We start from the raw sequence: 22632 nt of genomic DNA on the forward strand, positions 1-22632 counted from the left end.
GTTATCAGTTATCACTTTTCACTTCCAGCAGCAGTAGTGGCGGGTAATGTCGAAATGAAATTTTCCTTGATTTTTCATGTCTTTGGAGTTTTAAGGTGATTTTTGGCATGACTCAAGTTATTTAATTAGTGAAAATTGGGCAAACTAATACTAAATCAAATTTAAAGTGCGGAATGGTGCAAAACATCAGGATAAATCTACCCGTTCCGTTTGTTTGAACGCACTTTTACCCAAACACTTATAGCCTGCTTACTGTACAGGTGTCATACACGATTGTTGAATATTGGAGTCGAATTTTCTATGTCAGACCCCAACATTGGTCGCTTACTCGTTAAACGCTATCAGCTTCAAGAGTTAATCGGGACTGGAGCTATGGGTAGAGTTTATCGTGCTAAAGATATTTTGTTGGGAGGTGTACCTGTTGCGGTGAAGTTTCTCGCCTTGTCTATACAAAATGAAAAAATCCGGTTGCAAGAACGCTTTGAGCGAGAAGCCAAAACTTGTGCCTTACTAGGGCAAAAGAGCATCCATATTGTTCGAGTTATGGACTATGGCGTAGACGAAAATAATACTCCGTTCTATGTGATGGAATACCTGCATGGACATAGCCTCAACAATATTATCCGCCAGCAAAATCTATCGGTACTAAGATTTCTCAGTATCGCGCGTCAAATCAGCTTAGGTTTGCAGTGCGCTCATAATGGTATCCCAGTTGATGGCACAATCTACCCTATTATTCATCGTGATATTAAGCCCAGCAATATGCTGGTGATTCAAGACCCTAGTTTTGGGGAGTTGGTCAAGGTTTTAGATTTTGGAATTGCGAAGTTACTTCAAGCAAATAGCGACCAGACGAAATACTATTTAGGAACTTTGGCTTATTCTTCTCCTGAACAAATGGAGGGCAAAGAATTAGATAACCGTTCTGATATTTATAGTTTGGGCGTGATGATGTTTGAGATGCTTACAGGCAAGATGCCATTAGTAGCACCAACTCACTCCTTCGGTGCATGGTATAAAACACATCACACTCAACCGCCCCGTACTTTTGCTGAGGTTGCACCTAACTTGCAAATTCCCAAGGAAGTGCAAAATTTAGTGATGAGTTGTCTAGCTAAAACCAGAGACGATCGCCCCCAAACTATCAATAAAATTCTCCAGGTTTTAGAATCTCTAGAACAACATTACCGCACCCAGGCAACTCCACAAAGCAATACATCTACTCGTACCCTGACAATTAAGGCTGAGATTGAGCCGAAGACCAGTCCTGATTTACAAGTATCGCCCGATGAAATTGCTCGCGCTACTGCCTGGCCTGAAAATAAACCTATTGCGGATATTGTTTTCCCCCAGTTTATTGATGCTCATGGGGAGGCTTTACCAGCACTCTGGATTATGCTGCCGCAGCAAGAAATTATCAAACGCTTCGTCTGCAAACGTTATAATCAGTTTCTTTTCATCACTACACCTCATCCCATGTTGTTATGGATTACCGTCATCTACAACCGTAAGTATGGTGCTAAATGGTTGCCTTACTATCTCGATCTCAAAACTAGTCTTGGTCAAGAAATTACTTATTCACTAGGACACACAGGTTCTTACCGTCTGTTATTTTTTGCCCGCGAGACACCAAGTCGCTGTTCTCATGTCTTACTTGTCAGCATTGCTTCTGCTCAATGTCAACGACTGCAAGAATGGGTCAAAGCAGGCAAAACATTAATTTCAGTGGCTGATCCCCAGATGAGTAAAAACTTACTCAAAAGCGAGTACGAAAAGATTAAACCTCACATCTTGGCAAAATTGGAAGCAGTTCATACAGATTCCCACTTTAATCTTTCAAGGTAACTGAAACTTTTGGAGATTTTCAAAACCTTCGTAGGCATGATATCATGTGCGGCTTATTAGTTATGAATCCCGCATCTGTGCAAAAACCTGAAAACTCTTTCTCCCCCTGCGGTCTTAGATGATAAGTCTTTACCCGAACACGATATGAAGGGTTATTTTACACAATTAAGCAAACTCTTACACTTGACTATTGCCTCAAGATTTCTACAATATATAAAGAATAATTACAATTTGTGAAAAAAGCGTTTGTATCGCTTTTGGTCAAGACAGTGTTGCTAAATTGATCAAATTATTTTGGCACTTTGACAATGCGATCGCCTAACCCAAAAGAAACATCTGCATCTTGCAGAAACGCTTACTTCTTATTGACAAATCCTGTTTGCCGACAAAAGGTTTCTTAAAATGACACAACCACAACCAACAATAACGCCCAAACTAGAAGATCCTAAATTTGGCTTCAACGAATATGCTGAACGATTGAATGGTAGAGCCGCAATGATTGGCTTTGCCTTATTGGTGGTGATTGAATACGTCACTAATCAAGGCGTGCTATCATGGCTCGGTCTGAAATAGTGCCATCGTCAAGCACAGGCATGTAAGTTGTAAGCTAGTAATTAGAAGAGTTTTAACCAGTTGGAACACCCAGCTGGTTTTGACTATTATCAATTGATAGCGAACTACCTCGCCCAATTTGCCGTCTGGTAACTAGGAGGGTACACCAGAGAGTGTGAGTATTAACTTAAACTTGCAAATAATATACGCAAAAGGGTTAATAACCACACTTGCTACTTTACTGAAGAACATTATAATATTTTGATGCTTCTTTATATTAGAAGGGCAACTCTCAGGTGGGGTATTCTCGGTAAATTGACACAAAAGGTTATCTGGACAAACCAAGCCGTGATGAATGCTGTATTACCTCGTTTTTTGAAGTCAACCTATAGAAAAGAACCATTAATCAGTGTATTAATAACGATAGGTGTGGTAGATGCCCTGATTGGTGGATTAGATGATAGCTGGTCATTGTTCGCTTTTGGCTTGGGTATGACAGGTGTGACCCTTGTCTTTAAGTTGTGGCGTATCCAGCAACGTCGTCCTCTTCCAGAGGAGCCTGTAGTGCAACATTATTTGCCTTCTCGCTCATCTAGTCCTACTCTACCCATGCTGACTATTCCTAAGAAAAAAGGGACTAAGGACTAGGAATTAGGGACTAGGGACTAGTCTATATAAAGTAGAAGCTTTGTCTCAAAAATCGGGACTTTAGCTGACTAGTGTTGGTGAGTTATAACGTGTGAAAATCTGATTGATATAACTGTTTTAAAAGTGAGGCAAACTTGTGAGGAGTGAGGGAAAAGGTGGTGGAGGTAATTGCGTACTATGTCCGTATGTGATCTTGGCATTGGTTGCAGCAGCTACCCTTCCAGTCGTTCTCTGGCAAGGGTTTGGTATTCATGTTGCTCGTGCTGCTTTGGAAGTAGTACCAAATTTTCCTAATCGCACCAGCTTTGCTAATCCCCAGCTATTTTACTCTCTTGTCGGACATAGAGGAACTGTTAAATCTTTGGCTTTTAGTCCAAATAGCAAAATTTTAGCTAGTGGCGGTGCTGACAACGAAGGGGTAATCCGTTTGTGGAATCTAGAAACTGGTAAAAAAGCGGGGAATATCAGTAAAGCACACAAAGCCTCTGTGGAATCTTTGGTAATTTCGCCAGATGGTCAAACCCTAGCCAGCTGTAGCAATGACAACACAATTAACCTATGGAATCTGAAAAATAATAAATTTAGTCGTTCCTTTGTAGGACACACTAGTAATGTATTATCTTTAGCTGTATCTCCCGATAGTAAGATTCTCGTTAGTGGTGCTTTAGACGGAATCCGGTCATGGGATTTGCTGCAAGAGCGCCCATTAGCTACTTTAGTACGCTTTGATAACTCGATTTATACAGTAGCAATCAGTCCTGATGGTCAGACTGTGGTTAGTGGTGACTACAAGGGTGTAATTAAACTGTGGAACTTAAATACTGGTCAATTACTCAGTGAATTTGCTGCCCATACTAATGTTGTCACAGATGTAATTTTTACACCAGATGGACAAACCTTAATTAGTGCTAGCCGCGATCGCACTGTTAAACTTTGGAATGTTAACTCAAAAGAATTAATTCGCACTTTTACAGAAAATAACAATTGGGTGAATGCTATAGCCATTAACCCCAATGGACAAACCCTTGCTAGTGCTGGTAGAGATGGTATTAAAGTGTGGAATTTAACTACAGGTGAGTTAATCAGTTCATTTAGAGGACATACCGATTGGGTAAGTGCGATCGCTTTTAGTCCCGATGGACAAACTTTAGCTAGCGGTGGCTTTGATGGCAGAATCAATATCTGGCGCTAAAAATTAACCCTTCAACTACACTCAGGGTTAAAAATTAACATCCCCGTTAGCTGTGATGAGTTAAATCTTACTCTCTGCGCCTTTGCGCGGCAGTCGCTACAAGTCGGCAAAGCCGACGACAGTCGCCTCAAGTCGGGAAACCCTTTCGGCAGTTCCTCATGGGGGAAACCCCCAAGACCGGACTGCCGACGCTCCTGCGTCGCTACCGCTTCGCTAACACCACGGCGCTGTCTCCCCAACGCGCTGCCTTGTCTCTGCGTGTTAGCGTAGCGGGGCGTAGCCCTATAAACTCCTACCCAGATTCACCAACGAAGAAAATAAAACCAAAACTGGGACAATTTCTAATCTTCCCATCCACATCAACAAAATTAAAGTCAATTTACCTAGCCAGTGTAAATCTGGGCTAGTAATTCCTGCTGATAAACCCACACTTCCTAAAGCAGAAGCAGCTTCAAAAAGTACATCAATAAAATCATATTCAGGAGCAACATGGAGCAATATCATAACTCCAAGGGCGATCGCTCCTAGCCAAAGTACGGCTAAGATAGCAGCAGTTTCAATAATCCGATTTGCTTCTGTCTCAGTTAATACTTTATTTTCTAACTGATAGCGCATGAGTTGATGATGTTGAAGAGTCAGTCGTTGAAAACGCCACAATACGCCTTTATAAAAAGATACCAACCTTTTTAACTTCAATCCTCCAACTGTAGAACCAGAAGCCCCACCTACTATCATCGCCAAAGTTAACAACAGTTTGGCGCTGGGACTCCAAGTTTGTAAATCAACAGTTTCAAATCCACAGGTTCCTAAAGCAGAAACCCATTGAAATAGAGAATCTAACCACAAAAACGCACCGCTAAACCAACGATTTTCTATAAATAGTGCAAGTGTTCCCAAACCCAATAGTAGCCACAATGCCCGATGTTGTGAATCTTGCCAGAGTGCAGACAATCGCCGTTGTTTGATTAACTGGTAATGGATGGGAAAGCTGATTGCTCCAGCAATCATTACTGGAATAATAGCTAATCGAATAACGGGACTATAACTGCCTAAACTTTGATCGCGGATACTAAAACCACCTGTAGAAATGCCGGTGAAAGCGTGGTTAATTGCGTCCCACAAAGGCATTCCGGCTATGTACAGCAATAAAATACTTAATCCTGTATAAATGAAGTAAATCCACCAAATCCGGCGTACTGTTGCAGTTACAGTTAAAGCGATACGCTGTTGTCTAGCCTCAGCTTTATAAAGTTGATCAGCATCTTTACTAGGTTCTAGAACAGAAAGAACTAGAACAATCATCCCGACTCCACCAATCCACTCAGTTAAAGAACGCCACCACTGCAAACTATGAGGTAGTTCATTTTCGTGTAGTGTTACTGTTAGCCCTGTGCTAGTAAATCCCGAAAATGCTTCAAAAGCAGCATTCCAGAAATACTGAAACTCTAGTACAGTTTGGGGTGTTGGGGTAGAGAGAGTTGTATGAGCGATCGCCAAAAATGGAATTGCTCCTAAAAGGGGAATAATCCCCCAACTAATGGCAGCAATCAGCAGAGAATGGCGTAAACGAGTTACCTTACTTTCACTGAATATGCGGTAAAATAATTGACCAGGAATCAAAGAGGCGATCGCTGTTTCTAAGAATGGCAAGATAGCATAATATTCACCAAACCAAATACACACAGGCAAAGAAGCCAAGGCCATGACACCGGGTACATGTAGCAATAAACCTACATAATGCAGAATTGTCCTCACATGAGGACTCAAAGGACGAATCTTAATCTTCACGCTTCTGGTAGCAGGTTGTAGAGATGGTGGGCAATAATAACCTCTGGGTCAACGATGACGTGTACACCTATTTTGGTAAACAGTCCTCTATGTTCCTTTTCGTGTACCATACTTATTAAAGTGGGGATATTATACTCTTTGCCCAAAAACATAGTCATGAGATTAGCTGAATCATCGCTAGTTGTCGCAATTATGGCATCTGCTTGATCTGCTCCAGCTTCATCCAAAATTCCGCCTTGAGTAATGTTGGCGTGAAATACCTTAATATCGTATTCTTGTAAAACTTCTAAAGCCCGTTCCTCTGAAGCTTCAATAATCGCCACATTATGCCCATCTTTTAGTGCTAATTCTGCTAAAGAGACACCCTCTGGGCTGGCTCCTACAATAATCAAGTTCATATTAATTGATAGTTAATAGTTATTTTAGAGACTCAGATCCCCGACTTCTTTGAGAAGTCGGGGATCTTGTCGCTCACGAAATATCATCAACACTTACCTACTTTTAACCACCCAAAAACCTGTTCTGCTGTTAATGTCAAGTTAATTCCTTCTAATACTCGAAGTTGCTGATTTCCTCTAACTGTTTACTTTAAGATCATCTTAGTATTAAACTGGCGTGGCTTGCCGTACTTCTATCGGTTCACCTGTCAAGCTAAAAGCGCGAATTTCGGTAATTTTTACTTTTACTAATTGTCCTTTCAATTTTTGGATGTCACCAGGGAAAAAAGTTAAACGATTACCGCCTGTGCGTCCCATTACTTGAGTTGGATCTTTAGAGTTTTGGTCTTCTACCAATACTTCTTCGATGCGTCCGAAGTAACGTTGCGATCGCTCGGCTGCTTTAATGTTGACTAAATGGTTTAATCTTTGTAAGCGATCGCTTTTAACTTCTTCACTTAACTGATTTTGCCACAAAGCTGCGGGTGTACCTGGACGAGGTGAATATGCTGCTGTATTCAATAAATCAAAGCCAATATCTTCAACTAATTTGAGAGTATTTTCAAACTGTGCTTCTGTCTCCCCAGGAAAACCCACGATCGCATCAGCACTAATTGACGCATCTGGCATATACTTACGAATAGTGTCGATAACTCGGCGGTATTTTTCCTGGGTATAACCCCGTGACATAGCTTTTAAAATCTCGTTATTCCCAGATTGGAAAGGAATGTGAAAGTGTTCGCACACCTTGGGTAACTCGGCACAAGCTTTAATTAATCGCTCAGTAAAATAACGAGGATGGCTGGTAGCAAATCTTAAGCGTTCAATTCCTGGAACATCATGTACGCAGTACAACAAATCTGTAAATGTGTGTAGATGCCTACCTTCAGGTGTCGCCCCAGGCAAATCTCTACCGTAAGCATCAATATTTTGACCGAGTAGGGTGACTTCCTTGTAACCTTGGTGACCTAATTCTACCATTTCGGCGCGAATAGCTTCGGGTGTGCGAGATTGTTCAACACCACGCACATTCGGAACCACACAATAGGTACAGCGTTCGTTGCAGCCGTAAATCACATTCACCCAGGCAGTAACTTTGCTATCTCGTCGCGGCTGAGTAATATCTTCTATAATATGAACCGACTCAGTTGCGACAACTTGATTACCCTCCAAAACCGACTCTAGTAAATCTTTGAGACGGTTAGCGTGTTGTGGCCCCATTACCAAGTCTAATTCTGGCACTCGCCGTAAAAGGCTCTCGCCTTCTTGTTGAGCAACACAACCAGCAACAATCAATGTTAAATCAGGCTGTTCATGTTTGCGTTTAGCTTGTCTACCGAGGTAAGAATATACCTTTTGCTCAGCATTATCTCGAATTGTGCAGGTATTGTAGAGAATCACATCTGCATGGTTCGGATCTTCAGAAAATTCCAACCCCATGTCTTCTAAGATGCCAGCCATGCGTTCTGAGTCGGCTTTATTCATCTGGCAACCGAAAGTAGTAATGTGATAGCGGCGTTTAGAAGTGGTCATGGGCGATTATGCTTAATCAGCGTTATGTATATAAATTTTATTTCTATATTTTATTTACTCTAACAATCTTTGGGCTAGCTCTTTAAAAGTAACCGAGTTGCTTTTGAAAAATATTTACCAAGAAGGCAAGAGTTAGGAGGCAGATAGCGTAGCGGTAGCGAGTCCGCGAACGTCGGGCAGAAGGTAGAAGTATCAATTAAAACTTTAGTTCTGGGTTTAAAGCCACAGTTTGAAAAGCGAAAAATGCGGTAATACCATTTCACGAAATTATTGATACAAATTACTTTTCTTACTCCCCCTGCCCCCGGTCACTGAGCGTAGCCGAAGTGCTGCCTCCCCTGCTCTCTGCCCCCTGCCTCCCCTGCTTGCCCAAATGTATCAACTTTAAAGTGAAACGGTATCACCGATTGTCCGCATGAAGTTACTAAGTTTTGCAGATTTAGAATAGAGTAGTGCTGGTGTCTGTTTTGGGAGGTTTTATGTCTCTAACAATTCAAGACTTGGAAAAAATGCAGCAGCAGTATCCTGACTATCGGATGGAATTAGTCCAGGGAAATATCATTGTTATGAGTCCGTCGGGATATGAATCAGATGAAGTTGCAGCCGAAATGATTGCCCAAATACGTAACTGGGTTAAACCTCGCAAACTTGGACGGGTAGCAGCTTCTAGTGCTGGTTTTAGATTACCCAATTCTAATTTAAGAGCGCCTGATGCTTCATTTGTTTTAGCGGAACGTTTGCGTCGTAGTCCCAAGTCTTTTGCTCAGTTAGCTCCTGATTTGACAGTGGAAGTAAAATCTCCCAGTGATGATTTAGAACAGTTGCGGGCAAAAATCCGAGAATTTTTGTCTTTGGGAACGCGAGTAGGGATTCTAATTAACCCAGATGATCGAACTGTTGAAGTTCTTTCCTCAGAAACAGAGCCAGTGATTTTACGCAACAAGGATGTACTAACTGTTCCTGATTTGCTGCCAGGGTGGAAAGTACAAATTTCCGATTTGTGGTCACCAGAATTTGACTAAAGGTATTTTTAACCGGATTTTAGTTATTTTTATAAAACAGCGATCGCCAATCCACAACAAAGACAAATCATTAAAATTTAGCCAATGTCATAGTTATTTTGGCTGGCTCTCGACTGACTTCAACAGAGGGACGGTAGAATAGACCTTATTTTTGTAGCTGCAAAAAACGAAACCATGACAATGCATTCTACTCTCCAACACGCATTTAATAACCGCCGTGTCTTGAAAGTGATCAGCGGGTTGAATAACTTTGATAGCGATCGCGTTGCTGCTATTATCAAAGCTGCTGAACTTGGTGGTGCTACTTTTGTCGATATTGCTGCTAATGCTGCTCTAGTTCAGTTAGCTAAAAACTTGATTAATTTACCAGTTTGTGTATCAGCGGTAGAACCAGAAAAATTTGTTGAAGTTGTGGCAGCTGGTGCAGATTTGATTGAAATCGGCAATTTTGATTCGTTTTATGCCCAAGGAAGACGTTTTGAAGCTGAGGAAGTTTTGGCATTAACTCACCAAACCCGCGCTTTACTTCCAGAAATTACCTTATCTGTTACCGTTCCTCACATTTTGTCCTTAGATCAACAAGTGGAACTAGCAGAAGAACTAGTCAAAGCTGGAGCCGATATTATTCAAACCGAAGGCGGCACTAGCAGCCAACCGTCTCACCCTGGAACTTTGGGATTAATTGAAAAAGCTGCTCCCACCTTAGCAGCAGCTTATGAAATTTCCCGTGCAGTATCCGTACCTGTATTGTGTGCTTCTGGCATTTCTAACGTCACAGTACCATTAGCGATCGCCTCTGGTGCTGCTGGTATTGGTGTGGGTTCTGCTATTAACCAACTCAATAGTGAACTAGCTATGATTGCTGCTGTGCGTGGCTTAGTCGAGTCCTTAGCAACAACATCAGTGGTGAGTGCTGGGTAATCCAATTTGTCTGGAACTCCAGTTCCAGGCTATTAACCAGAATCTCTCATGAGTTACTTCTGAATGAAGTTGGCAAATGTTCCATGAAAAAGCTTTAGTTATACCTATCAAGTTGCTAAGGATCAAAGTAGCTGCACACGCTGAAAGATCGCTTTTTGAGCAGTTGACAGCGCCAAACTCAAACTACTAGAGTGACACTGTTATTGGTAAACAAATAAGTTCGGTTTATGGTGCGTCAACGCTCTATTTTTTCACTGGTTCTAGTATTATTGGCCACATTCTTGATTAGTTGTGGCGGTCCTGGCGTGGCAGTTGCACCGCCAACTTACACAGCAGTTGATCTGCAAAGGATTCAGGTACACGTTCCTGAAATTCAATCTGTGCGCGATCGCTCTCAAGAACTGCAACGGCTAATTCAAAGGAGAGATTGGATCGATGTGGGTAATTTTATACATGGCCCCATAACAGAAGCAAGGTTGAGTATGACTTATGTTACTCCCAACCTGCTGCCTAAAGTCCAACCCACAGCACGCCAAATCACGCGAGATTTGTTAAATCATCTGGTTAAAATTGATCAAGCTGCAAAAGAAGGTGATACTTTGCTTGCCTTGAATAATTCCCAAGCTGCTTTCACAGATATCGATAAATTCCTTGAGCTGCTTCCACAAACAAGCAGTATCTCAGAGGAAAGTTAAGAGTTAATAATTAGGAGTTAGGAGTTAGGAGTTTTAAATTCAACAATTGGTAATTACGAATTACGAATTATTTTGAAGCTTCTGGCTCTTTACTTTTAATTTTGCATCAAAGTTATGAATGTAGTCATCATTGGTTGTGGTGTAGTTGGGGCTGCGATCGCCTATGAACTAAGTCAAGTTAAAGGATTAAAAATCACAGTTATTGACCGTCAGCCACCCGCCCAAGCCTCTACAGGTGCGGCTCTTGGAGTTTTGATGGGCGTAATCAGCCACAAAATTAAGGGCAAAGCTTGGCAGATGCGACAAACTAGCATCCAACGTTACGAAACCTTAATTCCTGAATTAGAAGCTTTAACAGGTACTAAAATTCCTTTCAACCGCCAAGGAATCCTTAGCCTTTGCCTAGAAGCAGAAAATTTCCCAGCGTGGGAAAAATTAGTAGAAACTCGCCATTCTCAAGGCTGGCAATTAGAAATTTGGAACACAGCGAAACTCAAAGATTTCTGTCCTCAAGTTAATAACACTCAAATTACTGGTGCTGTCTATTCTCCTCAAGACCGTCAGCTTGATCCAACTGCTTTAACATTAGCTTTAGTTGCGGCTGCTCAAAACAAAGGTGTTAATTTCAAATTTGGTGTGAATGTTTTAGATGTGCCAACACCAAAACGAAACCATCTACAAGAACCTGTCAAATGTTTTTCCGTGGAAACTACAGAGGGAAAAATTACCACAGATTGGGTTGTAATTGCCGCCGGACTAGGTTCGACACCATTGACGGCACAGTTAAACCAAATAATTGATATTCGTCCTGTTTTGGGGCAAGCATTACAAGTACATTTAGGGCATCCCCTAGGTAATCCCGACTTCCAACCAGTAATTACAGGTAATGATGTGCATATCGTTCCTGTGGGTGGCAAAGATTATTGGATAGGGGCAACGGTGGAATTTCCCCACAATAGCAATGAAATCACAGCCGATCGCGAATTACTAGAATCTGTCAAACAACAAGCGATCGCATTTTGCCCAGAGTTAGCCACAGCAACCATTATCCGCACTTGGTCAGGCTTACGTCCTCGTCCTGAAGGTCGTCCCGCCCCAATTATCAGTAAACTCCTAGGATTTAGTAATATCCTCCTCGCCACCGGACATTATCGCAACGGCGTTTTACTAGCACCAGCAACAGCTGCCGCGATTCGTGAGATGATTATCTAATAATTAACTCTCATTAAAAAATACCTCTGTCTTGAAAAGTTTGTTACGGAGGGAAACCCTCCTGACAACTTTTCGCTGCGCCTCTGCGTGAGACATTTACATCCAAAATCCAGGAAAATAATAGCGTGTCATCAACAGAACATAAAATAACAGTAGATTCTTTAGAATGGTTTTATCGTGAATCTTTACCGATTGGCAGAACTGACCTATTACCTGTAATCCTACTACATGGTTTAGTATCTCAAAGTTACAGCTGGCGGCATATTTTACCAGCTTTAGCAGCCCAGGGAACAAGAGCGATCGCACCTGATTGGATCGGTTATGGTTTTTCTGCACATCCCGAAAAACGAGACTTTGCCTACACACCCGCTGTCTTTATTACAGCCCTAGAAAAATTTATCAAAGCGTTAGAAATTGAGCGCTTTTCTTTAGTTGTCCAAGGATTTTTAGGCTCTGTAGGATTACAGTATGCCTTACGTCACCCTGAACAAATTGCCAACTTAGTTATTCTCAATACACCAATTTCTACTACTGCCAAATTACCCTGGAAAATTAAACAAATGGGTTTACCCTTAGCAGGTGAAATGATGACCCAAGACCCCTTATTAGTTGACCGAACTTTAGAAGGTGGTAGCCGTTACCGCATCGAAGATCGAGATTTGGATGTTTATCGTAAACCTTATTTGAAAAGTTCTGCTCCTGGGCGTGGTCTGTTGGCAACTATTCGTAACTTGCAACTTGAAACCGCAATGGCAGAAATCGAATCTGGTTTTAAACAATGGCAAAAACCAATTCTTTTACAATGGGGTGTAATTGACCCTTGGTTATCTGTAGAAATGGCACAAAATTTTGCAGATTCTGTACCAAATGCAGAAATAATCAAACTTAACAACGTTGGGCATTATCCTCAAGAACACTATCACAAAACGATTCTAGAAGATATGTTGCCTTTTGTGCGTCGCACTGAATCTAGCTAACATAAAATCATAATGGAGGCTGAAGTGCTAACTTTGCCAGTTTTGGGCTGTAATATCCAGCAATTTTTTTAGCGATCGCATCTGGTCGAGAAATCTTGTCTAAATTGCACAATAAAATTACAGTAATATGATCATCAATAAAACGGGTAATATTACTGGCAAATCCCAAGATCGAACCGTTGTGACCAACCACACGACGATCATCATAATTGAATATCCACCAACCTAAACCTGCTACATATTTGAGCTTTTCCCAATTATTACCCTGACTTGGTGGATGGGGAGTCCACATTAAATCAAGGGTTGATTGTTTAAGCAGAGTTGCATTGTTAAGTGCTTGTTCCCACTTCGCCATATCTGCAATACTAGAAAGTTGCCCTCCAGCTGAATATGTGACAGAAGGACTGTAATAAGGTTTGTTAATCAGTTTATGATTTAACAAACGGTAGCCAGCAGCCCGATGAGACACAATGTTTTGGGGATTATTCATCCCCGTTGCATTCATTCCTAACGGTAAAAAAATGCGATCGCGCAACAAATCTTCATAAAATTGTCCAGTGATCTGTTCCAGCATCAAGCCCAGTAGATAGTAGCCTGTATTGTCATAGGCGCTAAATTCACCTGGCTGAAACTTTAGGGGTAAATCACGAACTAAAGCTAAAATTTCTGGTTTAGATAAATCAAGACGGGTAATTTCCCAGTAGTTGGAAGCATCAGTATAACTGGGAATCCCAGACTGATGAGACAGAATATGCTTAACGGTGACACTTTGCCAAGCTAAGGGTAAATCATCAAGATAATTGGCGATCGCTTCGTCTAGCGAAATTACTTTTGCTTCTACCAACATCATCATCAGGGTAGCGGTGAACGTTTTACCAATAGAAGCAATTTCATAAACTGTGTGTTCGGTTGCGGCCACGAAATGTTCTATATTCGCCAACCCATAGCCTTTAACCCTCTTTTGTCACTCTAGGCAGAGGAAAAATAGAAATAAGAGATATTGAAGTTTTGAAAAATTGAGCAAGTCAGATTATTAACAATCATTTGAAGTTGAAAAAATCCCTCAGATAGCTTAGGGACTGTAAAGACCGCTAACCAAGGTTTAATTAAGTTAAATAATGTAAATGGCTGAAGTATCAAACGGAGGTTATTCAGAATACTATTCCAACCATTGCCTTGATTCCACCCAGGATGTGATGAAAATCTAGATTCAGATTGTGGTGGTAATTTTAGCAGTTGTTCGGAATGAAGACTAACCAACAGATAGGCACTAAAAACAATTTCCCACCACTTCTCTATTTGTGAATAATGAGTTAGGCGAAAATCTGCCCATCCTAATTCATTTTTACTTTGTTTTAAACCATATTCTACCCAAGTTCTTAAACCATAAAAATTGCCCACATCTCTTGGAGTAATCTCTGGATATTTACTCATGACATACCAAGTCGTGTTTTTTGGAAGAACTTCAATATCCGTTGTTATTTGCCAATACCTTACTTCCGATTTTTTGCCACATATTATCTCTCTAATATATCTATTCTCTGAACTTAAATCCGAGAAAACACGCTTGAATCTTTGCCAATCTGAGTATTTTACTTTTGAGTCTGTAATTCCCCATGCTCTATGGTTTGAGCGAATCGCTACAATAAAATTAAGATTTAATTCATTTAGTACGCTTAAAAAACTTTTACTACTTTCACCATATAAACTATCCGCCAGCACCAGATTGAATCTAAACCCCATCGACCGCAATTTTCTTATCATTATCCCGGCGATTTCGGGTTTGGTTAAATATTTCTCTCCTGGTTGTAGTCTTTCCCTCGGTTTATATACTTCAAATATTAGAGGAAACGTCATTCCAGATAAGACTGCATATGCTGTAACCGCCACAATACCGTTATCTGTTTTACCTAAATTTCCAATGTACTGTCGTTTCACATAATCAGTCGTATTTCCTTTTTTCTTATCCCCTGTCTCATCAATTATTAGTATGATTGGGCGACCTTGAAGTATATATAATATTAATTCTAACCTTTGCCTCCTTAATTCTTGTACATCCCAGGGTGATTCTGTTAAAAAATGGTGTAATGCTTGATGATTATCTAGCCCTACAATTTTCGCTATTTCCGGTAAAGTTTTACGTTTTATATCAGAAACACATCCCATGTGTAGGTACTTAAAAGCTTCAAAGCTTCTAACTTCTGGAAAGAGGTTTTGATACAAATGGCAGTATTCGTCCACAAATTTTACTGTGGGTGCGCTTCGGCGAGGCTCAACCATACTCTCTGTCTGGTGTTTTTGCGATCGCTCCTAATTATACTTTGTCGAGAGTGATAAAAGAGGGTTAATCAAAACAGGTTCACCTTCCTGCACCACAGCAATAGAGAGTCCCGGAATCTGATTTTGAGCCATTATTTCCAGAATGTAGTCATCAATAATCAAATTAGCCTCGTTTTTGTTGTAAGCTGTTAATTTAAACTTATCTACAACCCAAAACTGTCAAAGATTAATAGCTACTCTCATCCATAGACTTGCCTTTACTACTAAATTGGTTGAAGTCAAAGAAAAATATTGTCGTGATAATTCACACTTCTTTATCAATTACCGCATAAGGTTTTGTCGTAACCTAGTAATGAGAGTACTTGCAGCCATTGAGGCTATTACTACTTTAAAACAAGTTGATCAAGGCAGGTTACAATTCATGGCTTATTCGTGGTTTAAAGCGTTTCATATTATCGGTATTGTAGTTTGGTTTGCTGGGTTGTTCTACCTAGTGCGTCTGTTTATCTATCATGTTGAAGCTAACCAAGAACCCGAACCAGCACGCACGATACTGAAGAATCAGTATCAAATTATGGAAAAACGCCTTTACCACATCATTACTACCCCAGGAATGTTGGTAACTGTAGCAATGGCGATTGGTTTACTCAGTACTGAACCAGAAGTTTTAAAAGAAGGTTGGCTGCACTTCAAGCTGCTATTTGTGGCTATTTTGCTGGGTTATCATCATTATTGTGGTCGGCTGATGAAGAAGTTAGCTGCTGATGAATGTCGGTGGAGTGGTCAGCAGTTGCGGGCTTTAAACGAAGCACCTACAGTTATGTTGGTAGTGATTGTATTGCTAGCTGTATTTAAGAATAATTTGCCTACAGATATAACAGCCTGGGCAATTTTTGGCATGATTATTTTGATGGCAGTCACTATTCAGCTTTACGCCAAAAAACGTAGGTTAGATAAAGAAAAGTTGATAGCACAAATAGGACAAGTTCCTCAAGAACAAAGTTAGAGAAACTTGAAAGTTCAATACGGCAGAAGGCAAAAAATATATTTTCTTCCTCCTGCCTTCTGCCTTTTAATACCGATTTGAAAAAAGAATACCACAGATGCAAAGTTGGCAATCCAGATTGCATCTGGTTTTTGAATTACGAATTACGAATTACGAATTAGTGTAAATATTTCTATTCGGCTATTGATGAAAAAAACTCTCCGCTGCTAAATCACAACGGAGAGATATCAAGTTAAAGTTCGTCAGGTGATCGGAATAGTTATTTATTTAATATTTAAATTACCCGTATTAATTCGGCCATTAGATAGAGAAATCGCCCGATATTATCCGAAAAGATGTATAGATTAGCACTAGAAAAAAAGTACTAATACTTCTTCTCCTGGTGAAATTAATACTTTACCCACTGGTAGAACAGCTAAAGCATTAGTTTGAGCTAAATTAATTAAATTACCGGAACTATGACTACCAGAGGCTTGGTAAAATTCGTAAACTCCATCAATTAGATGTAAACAACCCCAAATATAAGTTTCAAACTTACCATTTGATCGTAATTCATCATGCGATCGCACCCGTAAAAATTCTAATTTTCCACCTTCAGCCAGTCCAGAAAGTTTTTTAATGGTTGGTTGCACAAACCGCCAAAAAGTTACCAAAGCAGAACCAGGATTTCCTGGCAAACCAAAGTACAACACTGAATTGTGTGTGGGGAAATTAGCCACAGTTAGGGGTTTACCAGGTTTCATCGCCACAGCACGAATATGAATTTTGGCTTCTAGGGATTCCAGAATTTTGTCAACATAGTCATAATCACCCACCGAAACCCCGCCAGAAGAAATCACTATATCAGCATTAGCTATGGCATAAGTAATCACTTGTTGCAGTGCAACCGGATCATCCTTCACAATACCTAACAATAAAGGTTCTGCTCCACTATTTTTTACTAAAGTTGCTAGGGCATACTGATTAGAATCGACGATTTGCCCAAGTTGTAGCGGTTGTTCAGCTGTAACTAATTCGTCACCAGTAGAAAAAATTGCCACCCGTGGACGACGGTAAACACTTAATTGTGGACACTGTGCCGCAGCTAACACAGCAATGTTCTGGGCATTTAACTTAATTCCTGGTAGTAGTAGTTGAGTTCCAGCTTGGTAGAAAGCAGCTTTGTGTCTAACGAATTGTCGCGGTTGGGGTGCATCAAGGATTAAGACACGATTTTCTTCTTTGTGTGTCTTTTCTTGCATGATCACAGTATCCGCCCCTGCTGGCATTACCGCACCCGTAAAAATCCGTGCTGCTTGTCCCGGCTGAATCGTAGACTGGGGCTGATATCCTGCGGGAATTGCTTCTACAACTTCCAAAATTGTTGGTTGGGCGCTACTAGAGTGCTGCACATCTTCGTAACGTACTGCATAGCCATCCATTGCCGAATTATCCCAATGAGGAAAATCCAACGAACTGGTAACAGGCGTTGCCAAAATGCGATCGCTTGCTGCCCATAAATCTATAATTTCTGTATCTCGCTGCTCATTTAACGGTTGTACTAAATTTAAAATAATTGCTTCTGCATCCTTGACTGATAACATAGCGAATAACCTTAGTTTTAATTTAGTCAGTTGTCAGTTGTTAGTTGTTAGTTGTTTTTAATCTGATTTAATACCCACGCTATAAACTTTATTAATATAGCAGTCGTCACAATTGTTAGGACATTTCTCTGTTCCCTATTCCCTTTAAATCAGAATAGGATGTCATAAAGGACATATTTATTGCTATAACTACTGACTACTAACCACTGACTACTGACAAAACTCTATTGTAGTTAGATTTTTTATTTTTCTTTCTGACTAAAAGGTAACTCTGCATTCATTGCCTCAATTTCTTGTTGTTCGAGTTGATTGACTTCTTTAATGTAGGGGCGAATAATTTTTGCTAAACGATTGTTGTAAAAACGGTGCAGACTGTGATTAGGCATAGCCGGAAAACCACGACGTTTTTTGTGACGGCCTCCTGCACCGGGATCAAAGCTTTCAATATTATTAGCGATCGCCCACTCAATCGGTGCATAATAACAAGCATCAAAATGTAAACAATCTATTTCTTGGAAACTACCCCAATAGCGTCCATATAATCTGTCTCCTTTAAATAAACAAAAGGACATACCAACAGGTTGACGATTATCTTGTTCGTGATATGCGGCAAAAAATAATACCCGATGCCGATAATCACTATGTAGCTGCTCAAAAAACTGTTTTGTTAGGTACTTGCTACCCCACCAGCCAAATTTATCACAAGTATCAGCATAGAAATCGTACATTAAAGAAAATAAAGATCTAGGAATTTCATCACCAGTTAGTGGTTGTAGTCGTAAACCTACCTTCTCAACTGCTTTACGTTCCCGCTTAATATTGCGGCGTTGATTGGCGTTAAACAATCCTAAGTAATCATCAAAAGTTTGAAAACCTAGGTTTTCCCAGATATAGCTGTGGTGTAACCAACTAGTAAAACCCTGTCGTTCCAGCACAGGCTGCCATTGGGGATCAACGTAAAGAAAATGACACCCAGAAATTCGATGTTTAGTGCAAAAAGCGTCAATTTCATGCACAATTATTGCTGTAATTTCATCTTCATCTTCCCCAGGAGCAATTAAAAACCGATAACCTTCAGCAGGGGTAAATGGTGTCATTCCTAACAGTTTAGGGTAGTATTGTACACCTATGCGATCGGCTAACTCTGCCCATTGGTGATCGAAAACAAATTCACCATAGCTATGTCCTTTGAGGTAAAGTGGCGCTATTGCTATCAGCGCTCTATCTCGCCACAGTGTCAAATGATTTGGCAACCAGCCTGTTTTAGCAGTAGCACTTTGTGAAGTTTCTAAATGATTTAGCCATTGCCACTCTAAAAACGGAGTTTTCAGGGGCATTGCTAAAGCATCCCAGGCATCTTGAGGTACTTCGGCGATTTTGTTAATCCAAACGGTGGAGTATCGAGGCTTAAGTTGTTCCATGTCAGGGTCAGGAAGAGCAGGGGAGCAGGGAGCAGGGAGCAGGGAGCAGGGGAGGCAGGGGAAGCAGGGGAAGCAGGGGAGGCAGGGAAGTAAGAATTTCCTGTCTTCTATGCCCAATGCCCCATGCCCAATGCCCTATTCCCCATTCTCCATTCCCTATTTAGGTTAATCTAATCTGCTTATCGTTGCAGACGATAATGCAGGAAGACTTCTTGCTCGACTGTTTTGACTTCTAAAAGCTGGAGTCGGGGAGCTAATTTTGAGATAAATCCTTTACCTTCTACTGGTGTAGGTGCAGTAGTACCACCTAAGATTAACGGGCAGACAGTCAGCCATAATTCATCAATTAAATCTGATTCCAGCATAGAGGCTACTAATTCACCACCACCCAATACCGCTAAGCGTGTTATATGTATAGATGCCAGGTGTTGCAAAGCAGCTAAAGTGTCGATTTTGCCTGTTGGTGTTTCAAAAACCAAAATCTGCTCAAATTTTGCAGGACACTCCTTTGTAGTGGTTTCCCCAGCAACAAGAAGTGTCTGTTCGTGTTCTTGCCAAGAGTGCGCCCCCGCTGTAGTCGTGAGCAACCAGCGCCTGATTGGTTGCTGAAAAAAGTAAATTTCCGGACTGAGGTTAGCTGATTGTGTAATCACTATATGAATCGGCTGGGTGGTTTTACCCCCCTGTATTCGATGTTGCAGCAGAATTGGTTGTGATACCGTAAGTGTTGTACCGTAGGCACGGAGAGTGCCAGCACCAAACAAAACGGCATCAGAGGCAGCGATTTGTTTTTCGAGGTGTGCTTTATCAGCCCCTGAGCCAAACCGAGCAGGCGATCGCTTAAAATCTGCTATCTTACCATCTGCACTCATTGCTAAAACTACTGTTGTATGAGGACGATGTTGCACCATTTGGTTGGTTTGATAGTCTGAGTATTTCCCTTATTAATACAGCATGGTGTTAATAAAGCTAACATTTGAAATGTATGTCTAAAACCCTTATAAAAAAAGGAATTACGAATTACAAACTTGTACTGAGCGTAGCCGAAGTATTACTAATTACGAATTACGCACAACTGTTGTCATCACTGTATCTATATGCAACATAAGTCCCTGTCATTACCTTCTGCAAATTTTGGTATAGCATGTTTCTTTTTGCATCTCAAACACTTGATATTGTTAAAGGCTGACAACAAAGTTCTCATAACTTGACAAAATGTCTCCTTTAAGTAGGTTTAATTGCATATCGTTGCTGTTGTGGTTTGCAGATGCGAAGTGAGACAATCGATGGCTAAGCTCCGTCAATCATCCTTTCGTCGTATTTTAGTAACAAGAATTTTGCTGCTGTTTGTTCCAGTGTTATTTATAGGACAAATTGTAGCTCTAAATAAGGCACGTTCTAGCCTGTTAAAAACTGCTCGTCAAAATCTTACAGAAAGCGCTGTCACTAAAGGTGAGAAAATTGTTAGTGCGATCGCTAGCCTCAAAACTAACTTGTTAATTGCTAGTCGAACAGCAATTGTTCAGTCTGGGTCGCCTACTGAAGTGCAAGAATACCTCACTCAGCTAGCAGAAATGCCAACTTATGTTGATATTGAGTGCTGGCAGTTAAGCAATATAGAAAATGGTCATATTATCGCTAGTACCTGTGGCGACAAAGCACTTACAGATTTGACATTACCTTTTGTTAGTAATGGAGTTGATGTTAAGACAATAATTCCTGCAAAAGTAGGAATAACTGGTCAAGGTAATACACGAAACCAACTGCAAGTAGTTTTATCTGTACCAGTATACAATCAAACTGGAAAATTGCAGTATGCTTTGAGTCTTAAATCATCACTGTATAAGCAAACCAAAAATGGACCGGGATCACTTGCAGGATCAATGTTAGTAATTGCTGAGGACGGTACAATCCTTGCATATCCCTCTGTAGAACGAGTGGGAAGTAATATTCAAAAACATCCCGATGCATCTCGACTTCAAAGTGTCGTTAAAAATGCAATTGCTGGGCGCGAGAGTTCAAGCAATTTATATTTTAAAGAAAATAGAGAACTAGTAGCTGGTTATACAACAATTGCTAATCCAGTTACACAACAGCAGGGGCAAAAATGGATACTAATAGCTGTCACTAGTGTAGATAATGCCTTGTTAGGTTTAGAGGAAATAAAACTTATCCTCATCGTTTTGACAGTTGGTTTAATTGGTGCGAGTTTATTAGCATCGCTTTATTTGGCTCCTTTCCTAGCACGTCCTGTAGAAGAACTACGAGATTATGCTTTGAATATTCATAGTGACCATGCCGCACAACCGATACCCCACAACTTTAAAATCCGGGAATTTAATCAACTGGCACAAGCACTAGACCAAATGGTTGAGAGACTAAAAGCTTGGGCAGAAGAACTAGAAATTGCTTGGAAAGAAGCTAAAACTGCTAATCACGTCAAAAGTCAGTTTTTAGCTACAACTTCTCATGAGCTGAGAAACCCACTACATACAATTATTAACTGCATGTCTGTGGTTCAAGATGGCTTGTGTGATAGTCGAGAAGAAGAAATAGAATTTATTAAATGCGCCTATGAAACAGCGATTCATTTATTAAATATAATTAACGAGTTGCTGGATATTTCCAAAATTGAAGCAGGTAAGCTATCAGTAGTTATAGAGCTTATCGACTTGCGAAAACTATTGCAAGATGTCGTTAATTTACAATCAATCAATGTTCAAAAGAAGGGTTTGCAGTTAAAAGTTAACTTAGGTGATGAGCCAATTTCTGTAAAGGCGGACGCAGCCAAATTAAAACAGGTATTAATTAATATTATCGGTAATGCTACTAAGTTTACCGAGGAAGGAAACATTGCGATCGCTACAAAAATTCAACACACTGATGCAAAATCACAGGTAATTATAAGTGTTACTGATACAGGTTTAGGAATTGAACCAGCCCAACAGCATAAATTATTTCGCCCTTTTGTCATGGTAGACGGTGGCAGCACACGCAAGTTTGAAGGTACAGGACTAGGGTTAGCTATTTCACGGAATTTGATTGAACTCATGGGAGGTAACATTACTCTTGAAAGTGCAGGTCTGAATTTAGGCACAACAGTCAAGATTGTCTTGCCTTTGATTGATATTTCTCTTTCATCTGCACCCACAGAAAAAGATGGTTTAGATAATTTAGATTCCTACCCTACCCATCTCGAAGGCTCACTGCAAAAAAACTTTACCGGAGTCAGTAAATCTAATAAAACGGAGCTAAACAAAGATAGTTGTGAGTTACCACCTGTAGAAAACATTTATGATTTAACGCCGCAGCAAGATGTTCTTCCCAACTTTTCATCAAAAGAAGCTTGTGCTAATAAAAGTTGCGAAAGGTAAAGTATTAAATCAGTTATCAGCTATCACTGTTATTTATAGGAAGATGAGCAAATGTGAAAATTTATACGCTATTACTGTGGCGATCGCTCTGAATATTGCTAAATTAACTATGGATATTTAAGATCAAGCAAGTTAGCTGCAAGCGA

The 22632-nt window shown here is 40.5% G+C and carries 19 protein-coding genes; 11 read left to right on the forward strand and 8 right to left on the reverse strand.

The features are described from left to right. Nucleotides 1-300 precede the first annotated feature (300 nt). The 4 genes from QI031_RS23470 to QI031_RS23485 all read left to right on the forward strand — a co-directional run bounded on the left by QI031_RS23470 (nucleotide 301) and on the right by QI031_RS23485 (nucleotide 4237). Nucleotides 301-1845, forward strand: a complete 1545-nt coding sequence (locus QI031_RS23470; RefSeq protein WP_281482015.1) for a serine/threonine-protein kinase — start codon at nucleotides 301-303, stop codon at nucleotides 1843-1845. Nucleotides 1846-2247: 402 nt separating this feature from the next. Next, nucleotides 2248-2418 carry a hypothetical protein gene (locus QI031_RS23475; RefSeq protein WP_281482016.1) on the forward strand — a complete coding sequence of 57 codons (171 nt, stop codon included), beginning with the start codon at nucleotides 2248-2250 and terminating at the stop codon, nucleotides 2416-2418. 330 nt (nucleotides 2419-2748) lie between these two features. Beyond that, a complete protein-coding gene (locus QI031_RS23480) occupies nucleotides 2749-3045 on the forward strand; it encodes a hypothetical protein (protein ID WP_281486106.1) in 297 nt (98 codons plus the stop codon). 136 nt (nucleotides 3046-3181) lie between these two features. Beyond that, complete coding sequence (locus QI031_RS23485) at nucleotides 3182-4237, forward strand: WD40 repeat domain-containing protein (protein ID WP_281482017.1); 1056 nt, start codon at nucleotides 3182-3184, stop codon at nucleotides 4235-4237. 282 nt (nucleotides 4238-4519) lie between these two features. Here the strand turns inward: QI031_RS23485 and QI031_RS23490 are convergent, their stop codons facing one another. The 3 genes from QI031_RS23490 to miaB form a co-directional block, all read right to left on the reverse strand. Then, nucleotides 4520-6025, reverse strand: a complete 1506-nt coding sequence (locus tag QI031_RS23490; RefSeq protein WP_281482018.1) for a TrkH family potassium uptake protein — start codon at nucleotides 6023-6025, stop codon at nucleotides 4520-4522. Continuing rightward, entirely contained in the window at nucleotides 6022-6423 is a 402-nt protein-coding gene (locus tag QI031_RS23495) for a potassium channel family protein (RefSeq protein WP_281482019.1), read from the reverse strand. Before QI031_RS23495 ends, QI031_RS23490 begins: the two co-directional genes overlap by 4 nt. 207 nt (nucleotides 6424-6630) lie before the next feature. Beyond that, the gene (gene miaB, locus QI031_RS23500) at nucleotides 6631-7995 is read right to left on the reverse strand and encodes a tRNA (N6-isopentenyl adenosine(37)-C2)-methylthiotransferase MiaB (protein WP_281482020.1); all 1365 of its coding nucleotides are present in this window, start codon (nucleotides 7993-7995) and stop codon (nucleotides 6631-6633) included. Between the two features lie 479 nt (nucleotides 7996-8474). On the opposite strand from miaB, the gene QI031_RS23505 reads away from it, so the two are divergent. The 5 genes from QI031_RS23505 (at nucleotide 8475) to QI031_RS23525 (ending at nucleotide 12822) form a co-directional block, all read left to right on the forward strand. Then, nucleotides 8475-9017 (forward strand): Uma2 family endonuclease, encoded by a 543-nt coding sequence (locus QI031_RS23505; protein WP_281482021.1) that lies wholly within the window; start codon nucleotides 8475-8477, stop codon nucleotides 9015-9017. Nucleotides 9018-9191: 174 nt separating this feature from the next. Then, complete coding sequence (locus QI031_RS23510; protein ID WP_281482022.1) at nucleotides 9192-9938, forward strand: DUF561 domain-containing protein; 747 nt, start codon at nucleotides 9192-9194, stop codon at nucleotides 9936-9938. A 227-nt stretch (nucleotides 9939-10165) separates the two neighbouring features. Further along, nucleotides 10166-10633 carry a photosystem II protein PsbQ gene (psbQ, locus tag QI031_RS23515; protein WP_281482023.1) on the forward strand — a complete coding sequence of 156 codons (468 nt, stop codon included), beginning with the start codon at nucleotides 10166-10168 and terminating at the stop codon, nucleotides 10631-10633. Nucleotides 10634-10747: 114 nt separating this feature from the next. Then, nucleotides 10748-11845 carry an NAD(P)/FAD-dependent oxidoreductase gene (locus QI031_RS23520; RefSeq protein WP_281482024.1) on the forward strand — a complete coding sequence of 366 codons (1098 nt, stop codon included), beginning with the start codon at nucleotides 10748-10750 and terminating at the stop codon, nucleotides 11843-11845. Between the two features lie 125 nt (nucleotides 11846-11970). Continuing rightward, a complete protein-coding gene (locus QI031_RS23525) occupies nucleotides 11971-12822 on the forward strand; it encodes an alpha/beta fold hydrolase (protein ID WP_281482025.1) in 852 nt (283 codons plus the stop codon). Between the two features lie 7 nt (nucleotides 12823-12829). On the opposite strand, the gene QI031_RS23530 is transcribed toward QI031_RS23525, so the two are convergent. Both QI031_RS23530 and QI031_RS23535 read right to left on the reverse strand, forming a co-directional pair. Next, nucleotides 12830-13762 (reverse strand): serine hydrolase domain-containing protein, encoded by a 933-nt coding sequence (locus tag QI031_RS23530; protein WP_281482026.1) that lies wholly within the window; start codon nucleotides 13760-13762, stop codon nucleotides 12830-12832. A gap of 29 nt (nucleotides 13763-13791) precedes the next feature. Further along, nucleotides 13792-15102, reverse strand: a complete 1311-nt coding sequence (locus QI031_RS23535) for an IS701 family transposase (protein WP_281481597.1) — start codon at nucleotides 15100-15102, stop codon at nucleotides 13792-13794. A 421-nt stretch (nucleotides 15103-15523) separates the two neighbouring features. Between QI031_RS23535 and hemJ the strand changes: the two genes are divergently transcribed. Beyond that, nucleotides 15524-16108, forward strand: coding sequence for a protoporphyrinogen oxidase HemJ (gene hemJ, locus QI031_RS23540; protein WP_281486107.1), 585 nt, complete (start codon nucleotides 15524-15526; stop codon nucleotides 16106-16108). Nucleotides 16109-16458: 350 nt separating this feature from the next. On the opposite strand, the gene QI031_RS23545 is transcribed toward hemJ, so the two are convergent. The 3 genes from QI031_RS23545 to QI031_RS23555 all read right to left on the reverse strand — a co-directional run bounded on the left by QI031_RS23545 (nucleotide 16459) and on the right by QI031_RS23555 (nucleotide 20023). Next, the gene (locus QI031_RS23545) at nucleotides 16459-17691 is read right to left on the reverse strand and encodes a molybdopterin molybdotransferase MoeA (RefSeq protein WP_281482027.1); all 1233 of its coding nucleotides are present in this window, start codon (nucleotides 17689-17691) and stop codon (nucleotides 16459-16461) included. Between the two features lie 242 nt (nucleotides 17692-17933). Further along, the gene (locus tag QI031_RS23550; RefSeq protein ID WP_281482028.1) at nucleotides 17934-19112 is read right to left on the reverse strand and encodes a GNAT family N-acetyltransferase; all 1179 of its coding nucleotides are present in this window, start codon (nucleotides 19110-19112) and stop codon (nucleotides 17934-17936) included. A gap of 179 nt (nucleotides 19113-19291) precedes the next feature. Further along, nucleotides 19292-20023 carry a RibD family protein gene (locus tag QI031_RS23555; RefSeq protein ID WP_281482029.1) on the reverse strand — a complete coding sequence of 244 codons (732 nt, stop codon included), beginning with the start codon at nucleotides 20021-20023 and terminating at the stop codon, nucleotides 19292-19294. A gap of 375 nt (nucleotides 20024-20398) precedes the next feature. Between QI031_RS23555 and QI031_RS23560 the strand changes: the two genes are divergently transcribed. Beyond that, nucleotides 20399-22486 (forward strand): sensor histidine kinase, encoded by a 2088-nt coding sequence (locus QI031_RS23560; RefSeq protein WP_281482030.1) that lies wholly within the window; start codon nucleotides 20399-20401, stop codon nucleotides 22484-22486. Nucleotides 22487-22632: the final 146 nt, after the last annotated feature.

The sequence above is a fragment of the Halotia branconii CENA392 genome, from assembly GCF_029953635.1.
Taxonomy (GTDB): Bacteria; Cyanobacteriota; Cyanobacteriia; order Cyanobacteriales; family Nostocaceae; genus Halotia; species Halotia branconii.

Coding starts and splice junctions, on each gene's coding strand:
- QI031_RS23510 (WP_281482022.1), top strand. CDS start 9,192: ATGACAATGCATTCTACTCTCCAACACGCATTTAATAACCGCCGTGTC.
- QI031_RS23520 (WP_281482024.1), top strand. CDS start 10,748: ATGAATGTAGTCATCATTGGTTGTGGTGTAGTTGGGGCTGCGATCGCC.
- QI031_RS23495 (WP_281482019.1), bottom strand. CDS start 6,423: ATGAACTTGATTATTGTAGGAGCCAGCCCAGAGGGTGTCTCTTTAGCA.
- hemJ (WP_281486107.1), top strand. CDS start 15,524: ATGGCTTATTCGTGGTTTAAAGCGTTTCATATTATCGGTATTGTAGTT.
- QI031_RS23535 (WP_281481597.1), bottom strand. CDS start 15,102: ATGGTTGAGCCTCGCCGAAGCGCACCCACAGTAAAATTTGTGGACGAA.
- psbQ (WP_281482023.1), top strand. CDS start 10,166: ATGGTGCGTCAACGCTCTATTTTTTCACTGGTTCTAGTATTATTGGCC.
- QI031_RS23480 (WP_281486106.1), top strand. CDS start 2,749: ATGAATGCTGTATTACCTCGTTTTTTGAAGTCAACCTATAGAAAAGAA.
- QI031_RS23550 (WP_281482028.1), bottom strand. CDS start 19,112: ATGGAACAACTTAAGCCTCGATACTCCACCGTTTGGATTAACAAAATC.
- miaB (WP_281482020.1), bottom strand. CDS start 7,995: ATGACCACTTCTAAACGCCGCTATCACATTACTACTTTCGGTTGCCAG.
- QI031_RS23470 (WP_281482015.1), top strand. CDS start 301: ATGTCAGACCCCAACATTGGTCGCTTACTCGTTAAACGCTATCAGCTT.
- QI031_RS23505 (WP_281482021.1), top strand. CDS start 8,475: ATGTCTCTAACAATTCAAGACTTGGAAAAAATGCAGCAGCAGTATCCT.
- QI031_RS23545 (WP_281482027.1), bottom strand. CDS start 17,691: ATGTTATCAGTCAAGGATGCAGAAGCAATTATTTTAAATTTAGTACAA.
- QI031_RS23560 (WP_281482030.1), top strand. CDS start 20,399: ATGGCTAAGCTCCGTCAATCATCCTTTCGTCGTATTTTAGTAACAAGA.
- QI031_RS23555 (WP_281482029.1), bottom strand. CDS start 20,023: ATGGTGCAACATCGTCCTCATACAACAGTAGTTTTAGCAATGAGTGCA.
- QI031_RS23475 (WP_281482016.1), top strand. CDS start 2,248: ATGACACAACCACAACCAACAATAACGCCCAAACTAGAAGATCCTAAA.